Below are 19691 nucleotides of genomic sequence, written 5' to 3'. Positions count from 1 at the left end.
CTTGGAAATACAGCAAGGGATTGCATATATCGACGTACTTTTCTCCATACTAATACGGATTTCTTTTAAGAAAGGGGGATTTGTATGGGACGCGGGAAAGCATTTGATCATAAGAAAAAAGGGCATGATCATCAACCACCTAAAGGTGCGTTCATTCATAAAGATGTAAATGAACATACTTTGGAAGAGGAAGAGCTACCAGTAAATATTGAGGCGTATAAAAATAGTTTAAAAAAACATTAAAAGCACCTACATAGGTGCTTTTTTTACCGTATATCTTCAATTAATTGTTCGGATTCTTCATGCATACTGTACTCACTTAATACTTGAATGCAAAGCCACTTTAATTCTTCGATCGTATGCTCAAGTTCTTCAGGAAGCACATGGTGAATGTCTTCAAGTCCCATTCCGAAATGAATAAGTTCAAGTACTTGATCATCGATGTTCCGGTCCATTAATAGTTCAAGTACTTCTAAATTGAATATGTATCGGTGAGCTTCGTCGAGTGAAACAACTTTTAGCTTTAAGCTTTCTACAATACTCAATATAAAAAGAAGAATTGTTTTTTCAAGAACAGGTTGTTTTCCCATTTGAAATATTAGTTTCATCTTTCACACCTCCACATATAGCGCTAGGTTGTACTATATTATTCGGGAGGGGGGAGCAAATATGCATAATAAAGAGAAACTTTCAATACCGTTTTTGTATGGATATTGATAACAGATCAAATAAAAAAATCCCGCTATACTAGCAGGATAACTTTCCATTAAAAAATACTCCAGCCTTCTTGAGCAGAAAGAAGTTCAAGAATTTTAAAACCAGCGATACTATTTCCGTTTGCATCTAAAGCTGGCCCGAAAATACCGATTCCCATTTCACCTTTTACGCAGCCGAAAATGCCACCGGCTACACCACTTTTTGCAGGGATACCAACACGGATTGCAAATTCACCAGATTCGTTATACATACCACATGTGACCATAAATGTTTTGCAAATTTTTGTAATATGTTTAGGGATAATCTGTTTCTTTTTATATGGATCATATCCATCCATTGCAAAAATTAAGCCAATACGTGCTAAATCAATACAGTTTACTTCAACTGCACATTGACGAGTGTATAAATCCATAAGTTCTTCGATGTCACAATCGATAATTCCGTTTTGTTTCATATAGTAACAAAGTGAACGATTTAAGTAAGCTGTCTCTAATTCTGAATTGGCAACTTTAGAAGAATAATTAATAGTAGGATTATCTGTTATTTCACGTACAAAATGAAGGATACGCTCCGTTTTTTCCTCGTTATCTTTTCCTGCTAACATGCTTGTAATAGCTAATGCTCCTGCATTAATCATTGGATTAAGGGGTTTGGACGGACTTGTCGTTTCTAACTTAATAATAGAATTAAATGGGTCACCCGTTGGTTCCATTCCAACTTTAGAAAATACATATTCTTCGCCACGGTCTAAAAGGGCAAGGGCAAGTGTAATTACTTTGGAAATACTTTGAAGAGTAAATAGTGTTTGTGAGTTGCCTGCATGGATATATTCTGATTCTTTATGGAAAATGGCAATCCCTAAATCGTCTGGATTTGCATTTCCTAGTTCGGGGATATAAGTAGCAAGTTTTCCTTTTTTTGTATATGGTTTTACTTGTTCTAACAACTGTTGTAAGTTGTTTGTTTCAATGCACTGCATAGTACCAACGCTCCTATTTCGAATTAACTAAGTTTACTTTTCCCGATATGCTCGGAAATAAATAATAACATGAAAAAGTGGAATGATAAAACGAAAGTTACATGTTCTATAGCAGGTCGTTCGTTTCGCGTCCTCTGTATTAAAAAAGGAGAATTTCCCTTTTATATAACAGTTTGGAAATAGGAGATTTATCCATAAAAAATCCAAAAATAAAAACTACACATCTATACAACTATATGTTATTATGGTTATGTAAATAGAAAGCGTTTTCTAAGGCGTACTTATAATGATAACGATTTCATAAATTGAATTAGGGGGAATTAAAATGTTGCAGTTTTTACAACGTATTGGTAAAGCTTTAATGCTTCCGATCGCAGTACTACCAGCAGCAGGATTATTGCTTCGTCTAGGACAAGAAGACGTATTAAACATTCCTGTTATGGCACAGGCCGGTGCAGCAATTTTTGATAATTTAGCACTTATTTTTGCAATTGGTGTTGCAATCGGCTTATCTGTTGACGGTAGTGGTGCAGCTGGTCTTGCAGGTGCAATTGGTTATTTAGTTATGAAGAATACAACTAATGCTTTAAGTGTTACTTACTCAACAGCAGAATTAAATGATAAATTAAAAAGTGTTCAAGATTTAGTCGGTTCAGTAGATCCAACTAAATTAGCAGATACGATGAATAAAGTTTCTAAAGCAGCAGCTTTGACACCAAAAATAAATATGGCTATACTCGGTGGTATTATTGCCGGGGTTATCGCTGGATTACTATACAACAAATTCCATAAGATTAAACTACCAGAATGGTTAGGATTCTTCGCTGGAAAACGTTTCGTACCGATCATTACGTCTATTGTAATGCTTCTTTTAGGATTATTATTTGGTCAAATTTGGCCAACAATCCAAACTGGTATTGATGCAGTGTCACACGGTATTGTAAACCTAGGTTCAATCGGTGCAGGGTTATTCGGATTATTAAACCGTTTATTAATTCCAATCGGTTTACATCACGTAATGAACACTTATTTCTGGTTTGTACTTGGTGACTTTACAAATGCAGCTGGTGATCTTGTTCATGGTGATATTGCTCGTTTCTTTGCAAAAGATCCATCAGCAGGTATGTTTATGACTGGTTTCTTCCCAGTTATGATGTTTGGTTTACCAGCAGCGTGTTTCGCAATGATTGCGGCTGCTAAACCAGAAAAACGCAAAGCAGTTACTGGTATGTTAGCTGGTTTAGCATTAACTTCATTCTTAACTGGTATTACAGAGCCAATCGAATTCTCATTCATGTTCTTATCACCAGTATTATATGGTGTGCATGCAGTATTAACAGGTCTTTCTTTATTCATAACAACATCACTTGGCATTCGTGATGGTTTCACATTTAGCGCAGGTGCTATTGATTATGTTATTAACTTTGGTATTGCAACAAAACCTGTATTATTAGCAGGTATCGGTTTAATTTATGCAGCAATTTACTTTGCAGTATTCTACTTCTTAATTAAGAAGTTCAACTTAAAAACTCCAGGTCGTGAAGATGACGATGAGTTAGTTGAAGATGTGGATGCACCAGTTGCAGGTTCAATTGGTGAAACTTACGTAGCAGCTCTAGGTGGAAAAGAAAACTTAACAGTTATTGATAACTGTGCAACACGTCTACGCTTACAAGTAAAAGATGCTAGTCAAGTAAACGAAGCAGCATTAAAACGTGCCGGTGCAAAAGGCGTTATGAAATTAAGTGACACAAGTGTACAAGTTATCGTAGGTACAAATGTTGAATCTGTTGCCGATGATATGAAAAAACACGTATAAATAATGAGATAAGAGGATGTCCAAAAAGATTGATAACATCAATTTTTTACAGGATATCTTCTTTTTTTTTTTATAATTTAAAGGGAATCTTACTTTTGTAAATTTTCTTTTTCTTTTTTGTACATATGGGTTGGTAATATCTGCAGTGCGTGATAAAGTAGGGATGATATAGAATGGATTATCCATAATCTACTAAAATAAATCTTTAGTAGAGGAATTAAATTATTGGTGAGTAAGGGGAAAAAAGCAATTATGGATCAGGAAAAAAATAATGCGAATGGGAAAGCACATCGGCCGATTGTATACATAAAAAGGACAATCATTCTCGTCTTACTATTATCACTTGTATATTTCATGTATACAAAAATTGTTGAGCATAATAAGAAAGAAGAAACTTTAAAAGCGGCAGCAGAAATGAAGAAACAAGAAGAGCTAAAAAAGAAAGAAGAAGAAAAAAAGAAGCAAGAAGAACAAAAACAAAAAGAGCAGGAAGAACAAGTGAAGCAAGCGCAAGCTGCGGAACAGCCTACTGAAGGACCACCTCAAGAAATTAATGAAAACGCTCAATTGGACCAGTATTTACAAAACGCAGGATTTAGCGGGACAGCTGTTATTGTGAAGAACGGAAAAGTTCTTCTGAATAAAGGGTACGGTATGGCAAATAAAGAGCAGCAAGTACCCAATAATTCAGAGACGACTTTTTATATTGGTTCTATTTCAAAGGCGTTTGTAGCAACCGCTATTATGCAGTTGAAAGATCAAAAAAAATTACAAGTAGAAGATACTGTTGCGAAGTATATTCCAGATTTTCCACAAGGTAATAGTATTCAGCTAAAACATCTATTAACACATACATCAGGGATTCCAGAATATGAGCAGGGAAAAGAAGATATTTCTCATGAAGAACTGATAAAGCGAATAGGAAATCAAAAGCGTATTGGTGGTCCAGGAGAGAAGTGGAAGTATTCCGATTCGAACTACTCTATACTTGCATACATTGCCGAGAAGGTAAGTGGACAGCCGCTCGAAGAATATATTAAAAAACATATTTTTGCTACTGTGGGTATGAAACATTCTGGTTTTGGCACAGAATTAGAACAAACAAGATTCCCATCAACGGGTTATAAAATAGTAAATAACAATATGACAACACCTAATATTCCGAGCATGTCACAACTATATGGTTGTGGTGATATATATACGAGTGCACATGATTTATATTTATTTAACGAAGCACTCTTCTCTGGAAAGTTAATTTCAAAAGAGAGCTATGATCAAATGTTTACAGGCGGAAAAAAAGATTACGGATTTGGATGGTACGTAGACCCAGGAAGTTATTCGAATCACGGTGTAATGCCAGGATGGAATTGCTTAAATGGATTTAGTAAAAGCGGAAGTGTGTATGTCGTTTTATTATCTAACATCCAAAACAACATTAAATCGTTTGGTAAAGTGAATAACGACATTTATACAATGTTGCGGAATATTGAAGTGTAAGAAACTATCCTTTTGGATAGTTTTTTTTATGCCCTTAAACAAATATTTCTTTTAGAAAATGTATGTCTTACCTATCACAAAAACATCTGTTTTGTATACATTAAGATGTATGGATGTGAAATTTTGTAATCTAAAAATAATAGGAGGAGAAGTGTATGTGTCTGTTCGGAAAATATTGGCATAAGTTATCAAGATTATTTAATAGACAATTAGGCTATTTTTTAGATGACAAATTATTGCCTGCTGTGGAACGACTTTTATTTTCGCAAAACTTTGCAAGGTTTATTCAAAGAAACTCTAAGCAAGCTACGGAAGAATTTATAAAATCAAGTCAATTTCAATCTATTATTTGTAATATTTTAAAAGAATGCAATACATCACCTTTTAAAGAAATTGCAAAGCAGTATTTAGGTAAAAACGTAGAAATTACGGTGACGGTTGGACAATTAACAGGCGTTATTGTAGCAGTTGGTGATGATTTCTTAACATTGCAAGAAGGAATAGGAACTGAAGTTTTATTACCATTTACAAGCATTATATCAATTAAAGAAGTGTAAGAAAGGAGAGTTATATATGTTATTTACTGATGAATTACGTAACCATGTTGGTGAGCTAGTGCAAGTTGTGACAGCTGTAGAAATTGTTACAGGCATTCTTTTATCTGTGACAGATGGGGCGATAATTGTGCGTACTTCTCCTTCTTATGGACCACCGGAAGATGTAATTGTGCGTACTCCTATTATTGCTTATGTTCGATTGGAAGGGTAAGCGTGATACAAGTATGAGAGTATCAGTTGTTATTCCAGCGCACAATGAAGCGAGTACTTTATCGCAAGTTTTAGTAGAAGTGGAGAAGCTCGAGCCTTACGAAATTATCGTGGTAGATAATGGGTCAACAGATGGGACGAAAGAAATAGCGTTACAACATCATTGTCACATGATTTATTATAAACATTCTCTTGGCAATGATGTTGGACGGGCTATTGGAGCTAGAGAAGCAAAAGGTGAAATTGTCTTGTTTTTAGATGGTGATATTGTTATTGATAGTAAAGAGTTACAACGTTTCGTGAAAGGGATTCAACAAGGGCATCAAATTGTTGTGAATAATTTAACATGGTCGGTTTATTTAAAGATGAGACCACATTATACGACAGTTGGAAAGTTCATGTTGAATCGTTATTTGAATAAAAAGGAGCTTGTTGTTGGATCTTTAATCGCAATTCCACATGCGATGAACAGGAAAGTTATCGAGAAACTTGGGTGGTGGAATTTAGCAGATCCAGCACTATTTCAAGCGATGGCGATGTCTAGAGGAGTAGATATTGTTGATACGGCTTCGGTCGATGTAATTCACACAAATAAGGTTCGTCCTGTGCATACGGGAACATCACCTGGTTCTCCTTATCCGAAAGCGACTAGCCGTATTATGGGTGATCATTTACGTGCTTTACAATACGTAATCGAAACATATGGTAAACGCGGCGGTTTTTCGGAGGGAAACAGGGATAGAGAGTTTATAGGGAACTATAAACCCGTTGTATTAAAGAAGGAAAAAGCGAAATATAGTGCGATTATACCAGTGTCAGAAGAAAAAATGACGATAAGATCTGTTATACAAGAAGTGAAAAAAGCAGGGGTAGATGAAATTATTGTTGTCGCGAATGGCGCAGATTTTGAGACTGTTAAACACGCAAAGCTAGAAAATGTTATTGTTGTTGAATTTACGAAGGCGCTTGGACATAATGTAGCACGAGCGATAGGTGCCATGCATGCTACGGCAGATATTTGTTTATTCGTTGATGGTGATTTTGTTATTCCAGCAAAAAAACTCACTCCATTTTTGCAAGCTGTTGAAGATGGAAGTGACGTGGTTTTAAATGATTTACAATGCTTATTAGATATGTTTCATCCTGCAGATCCAATTAGTATGGGGAAATATTTTGTGAATTTAGTAGCGAAAAGACCGGATTTATGGAATAACTCATTAACGGCAGTACCACATGCTATGCATAAAAGGGTAATAGAGAAAATAGGATATGACTCGCTTGTTATTCCGCCATTAGCCCAAATGAAAGCTATTTTGGAGGTTTTTTCTATTACAGCAGTAGAATTTGTAGATGTTATAAAAACCAATCGGGTACGCCCGGAGCAACATGGGTTTGTAAATGGACGTATTCCGGCATTTGACCGTATTTTCGGTGATCAACTTGAGGCGATTGCTTATCTATTACAATATACAGACGAACGTGGGAGTTTTACGGATGGAGATCGCGATAGAGACATTATTCAACAATTGAGAAAGGAAGAAAAGAATACAGATGAATGCTAGTAGTAAAGTAGCTATTATTGGATTAGGGTATGTTGGTCTTCCTTTAGCAGTCCATTTTGCAGAAAGAGGATATACCGTACTAGGATTAGATAAAGATACTAGAAAAATAGAATCGATTATAAAAGGAGAAAGTTATATTCCAGATGTTTCTTCTAAAGTGTTACAAAGTTTATTGACTAAAAATAAATTAATAGTAAATACACCAGATAAAGGTATTACTGATTTCCAAAATAGTGATTATGTTATTGTTACTGTTCCAACTCCAATTAATGAACGAAGAGAACCAGATTTAAGTGCCCTCATTTCAGCTTCGCATTATATACAACAAAATCTCCAAAAAGGACAAACCTTCATTTTTGAAAGTTCCACATACCCAGGCACACTTGAGGAAGTTATTATTCCTATTATTTCTCAAGCCGGCAAAAAGGTAGGAGAAGATTTCTATATTGGATATTCTCCTGAGAGAATTGATCCAGCAAATAGTCAATATTCAGTTCAAGCTATTCCAAAAGTTATTAGTGGACAAACAGAAAAGTGCAAACAAAAAGTACAGGATTTATATAGTAGCATTTTTGACTTAGTTGTACCTGTTAGCTCTCCGAAAGTAGCAGAGATGTGTAAGCTATTTGAAAATATTCAGCGCTTAGTTAACATTTCTTTAGTAAATGAGTTAAACACACTATGTGAAAGTTTAGGGATTGATTTTTATGAGGTTATTGAAGCGGCATCTACAAAACCGTTTGGATTTACTCCGTATTGGCCAGGACCAGGGATAGGGGGGCACTGTATTCCCGTAGATCCTTTATATTTTCAATGGAGAATAAAAAAGAATGGGGCAATTAGTCAATTAATTGAGGCGGCACATGTAATTAATGAAGAAATGCCAGAGAAAATTGTCCGGAAAGTAAAGGGCATGGTGCAATCACCCGGACTAGTTTTAATTGTAGGAATCGCGTATAAGAAAGATGTAAATGATTTGAGGGAATCACCGGCTTTGCCAATTATTCAATTACTAATAAAAGAAGGATACAAGATAAAATACCATGATTCATATATTTCTTCTGCAGAAATTGGAGATAAGGTGTATCAATCCGTTGCCTTGGATGAACAAACAGTTAAAGAGGCAGGTTGTATTTTAATTTTAACTGATCATTCTAATATCGATTGGAAGCTTTTTAAAGGAATGAACCGAGTAATAGATACAAGGGGAATTATAAAGAAGGTGAGTGTATGAGTAAGAAATGTTTAATTACAGGTGGGGCCGGATTTATTGGATCTCATTTAGCTGAAGAGTTGGTGAGAAGGGGTTATGAAGTCACGATTGTGGATAACTTCTATAAAGGGAAAAATAAGTATCATAATGAGCTAATGAGAGAGATGCGGGTTATTCTAATAAGTGTTTTAGACAAAAATTCTATTTATGAGTTAGTAAATCAACATGATGTAGTGTTTCATTTAGCAGCAATTTTAGGTGTTAAAACGACAATGGAAAAAAGTATAGAGCTCATTGAAACGAATTTTGATGGAACGAGAAACATTTTACAAGCAGCATTAAAAGGAAAGAAGAAAGTAGTTTTTGCATCTACTTCCGAAGTATATGGCAAGGGCAAACCGCCTTTCTCAGAAGAAGGGGACCGATTGTACGGGGCAACTTCTAAAATACGTTGGAGTTATGCAGTGTGTAAAACATTAGAAGAAACATTATGTTTAGGCTACGCATTAGAAGGTTTACCGGTAACAATTGTTCGTTATTTTAATATTTATGGTCCAAGAGCGAAAGATGGTCCGTATGCAGGGGTAATCCCGCGATTTATCAGTGCGGCCCTGCAAGGAGAAGATATTCTCGTATATGGAGATGGAAAGCAGACACGTTGCTTTACGTATGTAAGTGATGCGGTAGAGGCAACGATTCGAGCAATGGATGAGAAGGTAAATGGTGAGATTATTAATATAGGTTCCGAGAACGAAAAGAGTATAAAAGAAGTAGCAGAAACAATTAAAAAACTAACGAAATCTTCTTCAAAAATTATACAAGTTCCTTTTGAGGAAGTATATCCACATGGCTTTGAAGAAATTCCAAATAGAAGGCCGAACGTAACGAAGTTAAGAGAGCTTGTTCAATTTCAAGCGACAGTAACGTGGGAACAAGGATTGAAAGAAACTATTAAGTGGTTTCATGAAGAAAACAATGGCTAAGTCGCTATCAGTTATTATTCCTGCAAGTAATGAAGTGGATACAATTTCAGACGTTATTCAATCGGTAAAACCGTTAAATCCAGTAGAGATTATTGTAATAGCAAATGGTTGTAATGATGGTACAGAAGAGGTTGCTAATCGGTTAGGATGTAAAGTAATCAGGCATACAGAACTATTAGGAAACGATGTTGGACGTGCAGTTGGCGCAAAATATGCGATAGGTGATGTATTACTATTTATAGATGGGGACTTTGCTATTCCAACTTCAAAATTACAATTGTTTCTTAATCCGATTTTACATGATCAGACTGACATCGTTTTAAATAATTTGGACGCATTGTTTTTAAAGAAACAAAAACCCCATTCTGTTACAGTGTGGCGTCAAATATTAAATGCAATGTTAGAGCGTGAAGAATTAAAAATAGATTCTTTATTATCTGTACCTCATGCGTTGACGAAAGAAGTCGTCCAGAGTATTGGATACGAATGTTTAGTTAATCCTATTGTAGCTCATTTACGTATAGCACAAAGTAAATGGAGAATTAGCCGTCATTGTGCTATTGATGTTATTACGCCGAATAAATTTCGACCGGTTGAACATGCTGCATATGGCACGAGCCTTTCTCAATCTGAAAGAAGAATGATAGGTGATCATATAGAAGCTGTTGCGGAACGGATAGTAAGCAGTGATACACGCGGGGGATATTATGATGGAAATAGGAAAAGGAATAGCGTCTATCATACTTTAAATTTCGAAGATTTTTATCAAGGATGGGGCGTTACATCCAATTTGTATAAAGGAAAGCAACTATCGGTTGTTATTCCTGTACAAGATGAAGAGAAAACAATTGGAAACGTTATAGAAGAGCTTCGTAAAATTGAACCTTTTGAAATCATCGTCGTCGTAAATGGTTCGTCAGATAAAACAGCAACGATTGCAAAAGACAAGGGCGCAACGACAATTGTATATAAAGAAGCCCTTGGAAACGATGTAGGGCGTTCACTTGGAACTTATTTTGCAAAAGGAGAAATTGTGTTATTTATAGATGGTGATTTTGTTATTCCAGCTAGGGAGCTATATCCTTTTGCAAAAGCTATTGCAGATGGAAAGGACGTCGCATTAAATGATTTAAATCATTATTTAGATCTAAGAGTACCACTTCATCTTGTAACTGCGTTTAAGTATGCACTAAATTTAGCTTGTGATAGAAAGGATTTAGGGGTAGGATCACTTATTGCGGTACCTAATGCATTTAGCCACAAGTGTTTGAAAGCAATTGGGTATAAATCTTTATTGTCACCTTGTGTAGCACAAGTGAAGGCTCTTCTTTCTGGATTTGAAATTGCGTGTGTATATCGTGTTGAGGTTGATAAGATGAACCGTATTCGTCCCAGTGAACATTTTGCAAAAATAGGTCATCCTCCAGCTGTACTTCGAATTATAGGTGATCATATAGAGGGACTAGAGCAAATAATTGCATTAACAGACAATCGTGGCGGATTCTATGATGGCAATAGAAAAAGAGATGTTTTATAGAAGTAACAAAAAAGTGTACAACATGTGTACACTTTTTTGTTCTGTTATAAAAACTATAACAGATTAGGAGATAAGAGTATTACAGCTCTACAATGGGTATTGTTCTTATATTACAAAATAGGACTCGTATATAAGAATACCAAAAAAATACAATTAAGGAAAGGGTTAATTTTAAAGACTTTTAAATGAAGTTACCACTATATATATAGTGGTTTGCTCGATTTTTCACAAACATGTCACAACTATTTCGTTCACTTTCTTAAAAAAGTAGTATTCTAAGTGTGTAAGCTGTTATATAAAAAATCTTAGTCCTGTACTAATCAAAAATGGAGGAGATTAGGATGACTCAAGTATTAGAAAATGTTAAAAACGCATGGGAAAACTTTAAAGGTGAAAAATGGAAAGCAGAGATTGATGTTCGCGATTTCATTTTAAATAATGTAAACGTTTTCGAAGGAGACGAATCTTTCTTAGCAGAAGCAACTGAAGCAACGAAACAACTTTGGGATCAAGTAATGGATTTAACAACAAAAGAACGTGAAAACGGTGGCGTTCTTGATATGGATACAAAAATTGTTTCTTCTATTACATCACATGACCCAGGATACTTAAATAAAGATATTGAAAAGGTAGTCGGTTTCCAAACTGATAAACCATTTAAACGTTCTTTACAACCATATGGTGGTATTCGTATGGCGGAGCAAGCTTGTGAATCTTATGGATACGAAATGGACAAAGAACTTAGTCGTATTTTTAGAGATTGGAGAAAAACTCATAACCAAGGTGTATTCGATGCCTATACACCAGAAATGAGAAATGCACGTAAATCAGGCGTTATTACTGGTCTTCCAGATGCATACGGTCGTGGACGCATTATCGGTGACTATCGACGCGTAGCATTATATGGTATTGATCATTTAATTGAAGCGAAAAAAGCTGATTTAAATTTAACTGGCGGTGTAATGAGCGAAGATACAATGCGTTTACGCGAAGAATTATCTGAGCAAATGCGTGCACTTCAAGAACTAAAACAAATGGCTGCTTCTCATGGTTTCGATATTTCTAAACCAGCAACAAATGCACAAGAAGCGTTCCAATGGTTATACTTCGCATATCTTGCGGCGATTAAAGAGCAAAACGGAGCTGCAATGAGTCTTGGACGTACTTCTACATTCTTAGATATTTACATTGAAAGAGATTTAGCAAATGGTACTTTAACAGAAGAAGAAGTACAAGAAATTGTAGATCACTTCATTATGAAATTACGTCTTGTGAAATTCGCAAGAACACCTGATTATAATGAATTATTCTCTGGTGACCCAACTTGGGTAACTGAATCTATCGGTGGTATTGCATTAGATGGTCGTCCATTAGTAACAAAGAACTCATTCCGTTTCTTGCATACATTAGATAATTTAGGACCAGCTCCAGAACCGAATTTAACAGTTCTTTGGTCTAAACAATTACCAGAGAACTTTAAAAACTACTGTGCGAAAATGTCCATCAAAACATCAGCAATTCAATATGAAAATGATGACATTATGCGTGCTGATTACGGCGATGATTACGGAATTGCTTGTTGTGTATCTGCAATGAGAATCGGTAAGCAAATGCAGTTCTTCGGAGCTCGTGCAAACTTAGCGAAAGCATTATTATATGCGATTAACGGTGGTAAAGATGAAAAATCAAAAGCACAAGTTGGTCCTGAGTACGCACCAATTACTTCTGAAGTATTAAATTACGAAGAAGTTATGCATAAGTTTGATATGACAATGGAATGGTTAGCGGGTCTATATTTAAACACACTAAATGTTATCCATTACATGCATGATAAATATAGCTATGAACGTATTGAAATGGCACTTCATGATACGAATGTTCTTCGTACAATGGCAACAGGTATCGCGGGTCTATCTGTAGTAGCAGACTCATTAAGTGCAATTAAATACGCACAAGTAAAACCAATCCGTGATGAAAACGGTATTGCAGTGGACTTCGAAATTGAAGGAGACTTCCCTAAATACGGTAACAATGATGATCGTGTAGATGAAATCGCTGTAAATCTCGTGAAAACATTTATGAATAAACTTCGTAAACATAAAACATATCGTAATTCCGTTCATACAATGTCAATTTTAACTATTACATCTAACGTTGTATACGGTAAGAAAACTGGTAACACTCCAGATGGACGCCGTACTGGAGAACCATTTGCACCAGGTGCAAATCCAATGCACGGACGTGATACAAAAGGTGCATTAGCTTCATTATTATCTGTAGCTAAATTACCATATGAAGATGCACAAGATGGTATTTCTAATACATTCTCTATTATTCCAAAAGCACTTGGTAAAGAAGATGATGTACAAGTACGTAACTTAGTATCTATGCTTGATGGCTATGCAGTAAAAGAAGGCCATCACTTAAATATTAACGTATTTAATCGTGAAACATTAATGGATGCAATGGAACATCCTGAGAAATATCCACAATTAACAATTCGCGTATCTGGTTACGCTGTAAACTTTATTAAATTAACTCGTGAACAACAAATTGATGTAATTAACCGTACAATGCATGAAAGCATGTAAATGAAAAAAGTGTCCCTTCGCTCTTAATATATAGCGAAGGGAGGCTGTTTCAATAAAGGAGGAAGTAACATGGTAAAAGGAAGAATACATTCTGTAGAGTCTTGTGGTACTGTTGATGGCCCAGGGATTCGTTATGTCATATTTACACAAGGGTGTTTATTACGTTGTCAATATTGTCATAATGCTGATACTTGGGAAATCGGTAAAGGTAAAGAAATAACAGTTGAAGAAGTGATGCAGGATGTGACATGTTACCTTCCATTTATTGAAGCCTCCGGAGGCGGTATAACAGTTAGCGGTGGAGAGCCATTATTACAGCTAGACTTTTTAATTGAGTTGTTTAAAAAGTGTAAAGAGGCTGGTATCCATACAACAATCGACTCTTCTGGTGGTTGTTATTCTGAGGAACCAGAATTCCAAAGTAAGCTAGATATTTTAATGGATTATACAGATTTAGTTTTATTGGATTTGAAACATATCGATTCCAAAAAGCATCGTAAATTAACAGGGAAACCAAATGAACATATTTTACAATTCGCTCGTTATTTATCGAATAAGGATAAACCGATTTGGGTACGACACGTATTAGTTCCTGGTGTTACGGATAATGAAGAGGATCTACAAAAACTATCTAGCTTTATTCAAAGTCTGTCTAATGTTCAAAAAGTTGAAGTGTTACCATATCACAAGCTTGGTGTATATAAATGGGAGGCGCTTGGACATAAGTATCCACTCGCAAATGTAGAACCACCTACTGAGAAAAATGTAGAACATGCTAAACATATTTTACAAGCGGTCTAATCCAAATATTGGATTAGGCTTTTTGCTTTCTTTACAATAAAATCTAGAGTATATATTGATAAAAGAGTATACTGAAAGTAGAATATCCATAATTTTGTACGGAATAAGTGGAGAAATTTACATAATTGTAAAGGGAAATCAAAATAGTAAAAAGAATTAAGAAGTAAAAGAGTGAGTATCATGGAATAGAGAACATTTGTAAGTTATTGCGAAAGCTCTTATAGGAAAGTATAATGTAAAGATATGAGCACAGATAGGATTAAGGGGTCAATCTTATATGCTTTGCATATCCACGACAGGTACATAGCTGAAAAGGGAATTATTAGAATCTGTTTATGTAATTTTTAAGGAAAATGTTTTTCCTATTGTCGTATATGCAATATGGAGAAACAAAAAGCTAGGAGTGGATTTGTTTGATAAAAAACCCCAAGGTTTTAATATTAACTGCACATTACGGTAATGGTCATGTGCAAGTAGCAAAAACATTAGAACAAACATTTCGCCAAAAAGGAATTGAAGATGTTATTGTATGCGACTTGTTTGGAGAATCACATCCATTTATAACTGACATTACAAAATATTTATATTTAAAAAGTTATACAATAGGAAAAGAACTATATCGTTTGTTTTATTACGGGGTAGAAAAAATTTATGATAAGAAAATAGCATCTTGGTATGCGAACTTTGGAAGAAAACGTTTGAAAACACTGTTACAGGTGGAGAAACCAGATATTGTAATTAATACATTTCCAATTATCGCTGTACCAGAATTGAAGAAACAAACAGGGATTTCAATTCCTGTCTATAACGTATTAACTGATTTTTGCGTGCACAAAATATGGATTCATCGAGAAGTAGATCGTTATTTTGTTGCAACGGATCACGTGAAAGAATTGATGGTTGATATCGGTGTACCTGCGGAACAAATTGTTGAAACAGGAATTCCAATTCGGAGTAGTTTTGAGTTAAAGGTAAATCCAGACATCATATATAATAAATATCAGTTATGTAAGAATAAAAAGATTTTACTAATTGTAGCAGGTGCTCATGGGGTATTAGGAAATGTAAAAGAACTATGCCAATCATTTATGTCAGTGCCTAATTTACAAGTAGTTGTCGTTTGTGGGAAAAATGAAGCTTTAAAACAGGATTTATTAAGTTTACAGAATCAAAATTCCGATGCATTAAAAGTGTTTGGGTATGTTGAAAATATTGATGAATTATTCCGAGTTACTTCGTGTATGATTACGAAGCCAGGCGGAATAACATTAAGTGAAGCAGCAGCGTTGCAAGTACCTGTCATTTTATATAAACCTGTTCCAGGACAAGAAAATGAAAATGCGATGTACTTTGAAAAAAAAGGAGCAGCAGTTGTCATTCGCGATGATAGTGAGGTTTTTGCAAAAACAGAGGCATTATTACAAGATGATGTGAAGCTTCTTCAAATGAAAGAAGCAATGAAAAGCATCTATCTTCCAGAGCCAGCTGGTCATATTGTAGATGCAATTTTGGCAGAAAATCATGCAGAACCGCGGCATATACCTATTAAATCACCTGCTCTTGCACAATCTTTTACTTAATATGAAACCCTCTTTGTATATGTAAAGAGGGTTCTTTATTATTTTCAAAGAAAATTCAGCTAGTTATCCACAAAAGGATTGCGCTTTCATTAAACAGTAAAGTCGGAATATTAACAACTATATCCACATTGTCCACAATTTTTAGAAAAATATCCACAATTAAAACAGCTGATATATACTTTAATATAGAAAAATATTAAATGTTTTTGAAAATTACTAACAATTTCGTTGGTTTTGTGGATAAAGTTGTCCACAGCAAAAAGGACCCTTATGTATAAGGGTCCTTTTTGCTTACTTCTATCAGTCGAGAAAATTATGTAATGAAAATGAATAATTAGGGGGGAAACTTCTAATTATTCATTTTCACTTTAAATGCTTTTCGAGCGATATCCTGCTGCACGATCTGCTTTTTGAAATTCTCGTTGATAGAGAACTTCTTGTGTACTAGATAATGTATTTTTTGCTTTATCACGTTTCTTTTTATCCATTACAAATCACCTCGTGTCTTAAAGTTACTATTTATCGTTTCCAAAGACATGAGGGGATATACGCATATGGAAAATGTTAATGATTGATTATCATTTCAGAAAATTTAGATTATGCTTCTTTTAATTGATGAGCATCTTGGAAGGTTGTATCTCGCATTGTAGCAAGTGTGTATTGATCTTTTGGAATTTCATATAAGTTATATACTTCTTCGTTTGCGTTAATTTCATCATATACGGCTTTTCTTGTTTCGTTTGCTAGATTTACATATTGCAGTTTTTCTGCAGCTTTAATAGAACGAATATTTATTTTACGAATACGCATGAAGATTGTTTCAATATCTAATTCATAGAAAAGTTCACTAAAAAATGAATCTTTTGCTAATTTATTATAGCCTTTTCCATGATATGGTTTGCCGAGCCATGTCCCGAGAAACCCAGCTTTTTCTTGCACATCAAATAAAGTAATTGTTCCGATGGGGTTACCCCATTCATCTAAAATTGTGCGTGAAATTAATTCACCACGCTCTTCAGCTTCAATTGTTTGTTTCGTTAAGAATAAATATTCTTCATAAGAATAAGCCTTTTGACGCACAAAAGGGAAGACAGCTGGATCCACCATTAACTCGTATAGAACGTGGCTGTCGTGTAAGTCGCGTTTTTTCAACATACTAACTCCTCCTCACACGAGGGTAGCATGACGAAAAAACACCCCACCCTCGAAATTTTTATATCAATCTTTAAAAAATTTCGGGGTGGGAATCGAACCCACTAGAACCAGTTTCTAACGCTGGTGGCGCACCATTTGCCTTCCCCATTCATCAATTTGAAAATGATAATCACGACACAAATTGATTATGGTTTCATTCAGTTTATAATCGTATAATACTTTATCTAGTCAAAAAAATAAACTAGTTTTTTTTATTTTTTTTGTAAATTATTTTTCCATCAATCATAGTTAGTACAGGCTTGGCTAAATAATGAAAAGGATGATGAGTCCATAACACGAGATCGGCGTCTTTTCCAACCTCGATACTTCCAATTCTATCCTCTAAACGCAAATTTCGCGCTGGGAATATGGTGATTCCTTCTAGTGCTGTTTTCTCATCTAACCCTTCTCTTACTGCAACAGCAGCACAAATATTTAAATATTGAATGGGTGTATAAGGATGGTCTGTCGTTATAGAAACTTCCACACCATTTTTGGATAATATATGGTAAGTATCCCATGTCTTGTTTTTTAGTTCGATTTTAGAACGGCGTGTCAGAGTGGGACCAACTGAAACCTTCAAATTGTGTTTCGAAAGCTCTTCAACAAGAAAGTGTCCTTCTGTACAATGTTCAATACGTAGATCGAGGTTGAATTCCGTTGCAAAGCGTAGCGCAGAACTAATATCATCTGCTCGGTGAGCGTGGATACGTACGGGTATTTCACGACGTAATGCTTTTAAAATAGGAAGCATTCGAAAATCAGCTTCGTGCCCGTAGTGTTGTGCTTCATAGAATGATTCCCGTAGTAACCCCATAATCCCCATACGTGTTATGGATTCTTTCGTTCCATTACTATGGACCTTTTTAGGATTTTCTCCAAAGGCAATCTTTAAACCAGCAGGTTCTTGAATAATCATATGATCAATACAAGTTCCAGCTGTTTTTATTACACAAGTAGTACCCCCGATAATATTTTGACTACCAGGCATAACGTGAACGGTTGTAATTCCATTTTGCACAGCGTCTTGAAAGGCAATATCGAAAGGGTGGATACCATCTAAAGAACGAATATGTGGTGTTGAAACTTCAGATGTTTCATTGGCATCATTTCCAGCCCAACCAGTACCTTCATCATAGAGACCAAGGTGAGTATGGACATCAATAAAGCCAGGTAAGAGATGGAGTGCCCGTGCATCTATAACGGTCATATCTTGAGTAGGTTGAATAAAAGGTTTGACCTCGGTAATTCGCTCTTCTGTAACGAGTACATCGCCTTGAAACTTTGGAGATGTAATAGGGTATACAATGGCTTGTTTGAGCAATATTTTCATAGGTACCTCATTTCTGTTACTTTATAATGCTAATGGAAGTTAAGGGAAAGTAACTGAAAGGTTATTTGTATGGTAATGCTTCGGATCCTAGAAAATGAAAGTTTTAAAAGGGCCCATGTAAAATTTTGTTTTAGAAGTACTACATTGTATGCGAAAGTATATTTTGTAATGCATGGTCTATTGCCGGAAATGTGTATTGGTATCCATGTTTAATTGCTTTACTAGGTAATACATGTTGCCCTTCTAGTACAAGTATGCTCATCTCACCTAATAAGGCGTGAAGCATAAATGAAGGGACAGGCAGCCAATGTGGTTTTCTCGTTGCGACAGCGATGGTTTTTCCAAATTCCTTCATTCTTATAGGTGTTGGTGCTGTCATATTAAGAGGGCCATCAATTTCTTTTTTGTGTATGATGAAATCCATCATACGAACGACATCGTCTATATGAATCCATGATAACCATTGCTTCCCAGAACCAATGGTGCCGCCGATATAGAATTGATAGGGAAGTAACATCTTTGGCAAGGCTCCGCCATCTGCACCTAATACAACGCCAAATCTTGTGTAAATTGTTCTTATTCCGAGAGAACATGCTTTAGCTGCTTCTTGCTCCCATAAAAATACTGTTTCTGCTAAAAAATCATTTCCGGGAGTTTCTTGTTGCTCAGTAAAAGACTCTATTTCAGATGTTCCGTAGTATCCAATAGCACTTGCATTAATAAATGTATGTGGTTTTGTTTCCATTACTTGTAGTTGTTGAATAAGTCCTTTTGTTGTTTGAATTCTACTGTTTAATATTGTTTCTTTTTGTTTTTTTGTCCATCTACTATTGATAGATTCTCCAGCTAGATTAATGACTACATCGATAGAGGAGAGTGGAAAGGTAGATAAATCTGGTGTCCAGTGTACGTATTGAAGGTTATGGTTTGAGGTTCTAGTAGTTTTCTTTCGAGTAAGAATGTAGACCATATATCCTTTTTGAATAAAAAAAGTAGAGAGGTATTTACCAATAAAACCAGTGCCACCAGAAATTGCGATTTTCATAATCATTTCCTCCTCATTATATATATTCTTGAAAAGAAAAAATGTTCCTCGACTATGTTAAAATAATAGGGAG

Annotated in this window: 19 protein-coding genes and 1 pseudogene; 14 read left to right on the top strand and 6 right to left on the bottom strand. The window is 35.3% G+C overall.

Annotation, left to right across the window (positions count from 1 at the left end; translation table 11 throughout):
- The first annotated feature begins 84 nt into the window (after positions 1–84).
- Complete coding sequence (locus MHI28_RS15415) at positions 85–243, top strand: hypothetical protein (RefSeq protein WP_000532409.1); 159 nt, start codon at positions 85–87, stop codon at positions 241–243.
- Positions 244–266: 23 nt separating this feature from the next.
- Here the strand turns inward: MHI28_RS15415 and MHI28_RS15410 are convergent, their stop codons facing one another.
- Positions 267–608, bottom strand: a complete 342-nt coding sequence (locus MHI28_RS15410; RefSeq protein WP_000766603.1) for a DUF3969 family protein — start codon at positions 606–608, stop codon at positions 267–269.
- A 158-nt stretch (positions 609–766) separates the two neighbouring features.
- On the bottom strand, positions 767–1696 hold the full coding sequence (glsA, locus tag MHI28_RS15405; RefSeq protein WP_001149847.1) for a glutaminase A: 930 nt from the start codon (positions 1694–1696) through the stop codon (positions 767–769).
- Positions 1697–1765: 69 nt separating this feature from the next.
- Between glsA and MHI28_RS15400 the strand changes: the two genes are divergently transcribed.
- The 13 genes and pseudogenes from MHI28_RS15400 to MHI28_RS15340 all read left to right on the top strand — a co-directional run bounded on the left by MHI28_RS15400 (position 1766) and on the right by MHI28_RS15340 (position 16046).
- A complete protein-coding gene (locus MHI28_RS15400; RefSeq protein ID WP_079245029.1) occupies positions 1766–1879 on the top strand; it encodes a transcriptional regulator in 114 nt (37 codons plus the stop codon).
- Between the two features lie 142 nt (positions 1880–2021).
- A complete protein-coding gene (gene nagE, locus MHI28_RS15395; RefSeq protein ID WP_000938888.1) occupies positions 2022–3515 on the top strand; it encodes an N-acetylglucosamine-specific PTS transporter subunit IIBC in 1494 nt (497 codons plus the stop codon).
- Positions 3516–3767: 252 nt separating this feature from the next.
- Entirely contained in the window at positions 3768–5012 is a 1245-nt protein-coding gene (locus MHI28_RS15390; RefSeq protein ID WP_340828068.1) for a serine hydrolase domain-containing protein, read from the top strand.
- Positions 5013–5167: 155 nt separating this feature from the next.
- Positions 5168–5569: a hypothetical protein gene (locus tag MHI28_RS15385; protein ID WP_000335512.1), complete on the top strand. Its 402-nt coding sequence runs from the start codon at positions 5168–5170 to the stop codon at positions 5567–5569.
- A 16-nt stretch (positions 5570–5585) separates the two neighbouring features.
- Positions 5586–5780 carry a hypothetical protein gene (locus tag MHI28_RS15380; protein ID WP_000899475.1) on the top strand — a complete coding sequence of 65 codons (195 nt, stop codon included), beginning with the start codon at positions 5586–5588 and terminating at the stop codon, positions 5778–5780.
- A gap of 13 nt (positions 5781–5793) precedes the next feature.
- Positions 5794–7341 carry a glycosyltransferase family 2 protein gene (locus MHI28_RS15375; RefSeq protein ID WP_003309053.1) on the top strand — a complete coding sequence of 516 codons (1548 nt, stop codon included), beginning with the start codon at positions 5794–5796 and terminating at the stop codon, positions 7339–7341.
- Complete coding sequence (locus MHI28_RS15370) at positions 7331–8575, top strand: nucleotide sugar dehydrogenase (protein ID WP_000994265.1); 1245 nt, start codon at positions 7331–7333, stop codon at positions 8573–8575. Before MHI28_RS15375 ends, MHI28_RS15370 begins: the two co-directional genes overlap by 11 nt.
- The gene (locus MHI28_RS15365; RefSeq protein WP_000037051.1) at positions 8572–9537 is read left to right on the top strand and encodes an NAD-dependent epimerase/dehydratase family protein; all 966 of its coding nucleotides are present in this window, start codon (positions 8572–8574) and stop codon (positions 9535–9537) included. The genes MHI28_RS15370 and MHI28_RS15365 overlap by 4 nt, the downstream gene beginning before the upstream one ends.
- Positions 9530–11074 (top strand): glycosyltransferase family 2 protein, encoded by a 1545-nt coding sequence (locus tag MHI28_RS15360; RefSeq protein WP_012614731.1) that lies wholly within the window; start codon positions 9530–9532, stop codon positions 11072–11074. The genes MHI28_RS15365 and MHI28_RS15360 overlap by 8 nt, the downstream gene beginning before the upstream one ends.
- Positions 11043–11263: pseudogene (locus MHI28_RS15355) on the top strand (hypothetical protein). Before MHI28_RS15360 ends, MHI28_RS15355 begins: the two are co-directional and overlap by 32 nt.
- A 152-nt stretch (positions 11264–11415) precedes the next feature.
- A complete protein-coding gene (gene pflB / locus MHI28_RS15350; protein ID WP_000195467.1) occupies positions 11416–13665 on the top strand; it encodes a formate C-acetyltransferase in 2250 nt (749 codons plus the stop codon).
- A gap of 69 nt (positions 13666–13734) precedes the next feature.
- Entirely contained in the window at positions 13735–14466 is a 732-nt protein-coding gene (pflA, locus tag MHI28_RS15345) for a pyruvate formate-lyase-activating protein (protein ID WP_000238468.1), read from the top strand.
- Positions 14467–14879: 413 nt separating this feature from the next.
- A complete protein-coding gene (locus tag MHI28_RS15340) occupies positions 14880–16046 on the top strand; it encodes a diglucosyl diacylglycerol synthase (protein WP_000594686.1) in 1167 nt (388 codons plus the stop codon).
- A 368-nt stretch (positions 16047–16414) separates the two neighbouring features.
- Here the strand turns inward: MHI28_RS15340 and MHI28_RS15335 are convergent, their stop codons facing one another.
- From MHI28_RS15335 to MHI28_RS15320, 4 genes are all read right to left on the bottom strand, one after another.
- Positions 16415–16534: a YfhE family protein gene (locus MHI28_RS15335; RefSeq protein WP_000358482.1), complete on the bottom strand. Its 120-nt coding sequence runs from the start codon at positions 16532–16534 to the stop codon at positions 16415–16417.
- Positions 16535–16643: 109 nt separating this feature from the next.
- Positions 16644–17201, bottom strand: a complete 558-nt coding sequence (locus MHI28_RS15330) for a GNAT family N-acetyltransferase (RefSeq protein WP_000914737.1) — start codon at positions 17199–17201, stop codon at positions 16644–16646.
- A 241-nt stretch (positions 17202–17442) separates the two neighbouring features.
- On the bottom strand, positions 17443–18573 hold the full coding sequence (locus MHI28_RS15325) for an amidohydrolase (RefSeq protein WP_000698293.1): 1131 nt from the start codon (positions 18571–18573) through the stop codon (positions 17443–17445).
- A gap of 139 nt (positions 18574–18712) precedes the next feature.
- Positions 18713–19618, bottom strand: coding sequence for a TIGR01777 family oxidoreductase (locus MHI28_RS15320; protein ID WP_000684388.1), 906 nt, complete (start codon positions 19616–19618; stop codon positions 18713–18715).
- Positions 19619–19691 lie beyond the last annotated feature (73 nt).

Origin of the sequence: Bacillus sp. FSL K6-0268, from assembly GCF_038005425.1 — a bacterium.
GTDB classification, from domain to species: Bacteria; Bacillota; Bacilli; order Bacillales; family Bacillaceae_G; genus Bacillus_A; species Bacillus_A thuringiensis_S.
This window is presented reverse-complemented; position numbering and strand designations above follow the sequence as displayed.

Bases quoted from the DNA above. Each gene is read 5' to 3' on its own strand.
- MHI28_RS15415 (WP_000532409.1), top strand. From the start codon at position 85: ATGGGACGCGGGAAAGCATTTGATCATAAGAAAAAAGGGCATGATCAT.
- MHI28_RS15410 (WP_000766603.1), bottom strand. From the start codon at position 608: ATGAAACTAATATTTCAAATGGGAAAACAACCTGTTCTTGAAAAAACA.
- glsA (WP_001149847.1), bottom strand. From the start codon at position 1,696: ATGCAGTGCATTGAAACAAACAACTTACAACAGTTGTTAGAACAAGTA.
- MHI28_RS15400 (WP_079245029.1), top strand. From the start codon at position 1,766: ATGAAAAAGTGGAATGATAAAACGAAAGTTACATGTTCTATAGCAGGT.
- nagE (WP_000938888.1), top strand. From the start codon at position 2,022: ATGTTGCAGTTTTTACAACGTATTGGTAAAGCTTTAATGCTTCCGATC.
- MHI28_RS15390 (WP_340828068.1), top strand. From the start codon at position 3,768: ATGGATCAGGAAAAAAATAATGCGAATGGGAAAGCACATCGGCCGATT.
- MHI28_RS15385 (WP_000335512.1), top strand. From the start codon at position 5,168: ATGTGTCTGTTCGGAAAATATTGGCATAAGTTATCAAGATTATTTAAT.
- MHI28_RS15380 (WP_000899475.1), top strand. From the start codon at position 5,586: ATGTTATTTACTGATGAATTACGTAACCATGTTGGTGAGCTAGTGCAA.
- MHI28_RS15375 (WP_003309053.1), top strand. From the start codon at position 5,794: ATGAGAGTATCAGTTGTTATTCCAGCGCACAATGAAGCGAGTACTTTA.
- MHI28_RS15370 (WP_000994265.1), top strand. From the start codon at position 7,331: ATGAATGCTAGTAGTAAAGTAGCTATTATTGGATTAGGGTATGTTGGT.
- MHI28_RS15365 (WP_000037051.1), top strand. From the start codon at position 8,572: ATGAGTAAGAAATGTTTAATTACAGGTGGGGCCGGATTTATTGGATCT.
- MHI28_RS15360 (WP_012614731.1), top strand. From the start codon at position 9,530: ATGGCTAAGTCGCTATCAGTTATTATTCCTGCAAGTAATGAAGTGGAT.
- pflB (WP_000195467.1), top strand. From the start codon at position 11,416: ATGACTCAAGTATTAGAAAATGTTAAAAACGCATGGGAAAACTTTAAA.
- pflA (WP_000238468.1), top strand. From the start codon at position 13,735: ATGGTAAAAGGAAGAATACATTCTGTAGAGTCTTGTGGTACTGTTGAT.
- MHI28_RS15335 (WP_000358482.1), bottom strand. From the start codon at position 16,534: ATGGATAAAAAGAAACGTGATAAAGCAAAAAATACATTATCTAGTACA.
- MHI28_RS15330 (WP_000914737.1), bottom strand. From the start codon at position 17,201: ATGTTGAAAAAACGCGACTTACACGACAGCCACGTTCTATACGAGTTA.
- MHI28_RS15325 (WP_000698293.1), bottom strand. From the start codon at position 18,573: ATGAAAATATTGCTCAAACAAGCCATTGTATACCCTATTACATCTCCA.
- MHI28_RS15320 (WP_000684388.1), bottom strand. From the start codon at position 19,618: ATGAAAATCGCAATTTCTGGTGGCACTGGTTTTATTGGTAAATACCTC.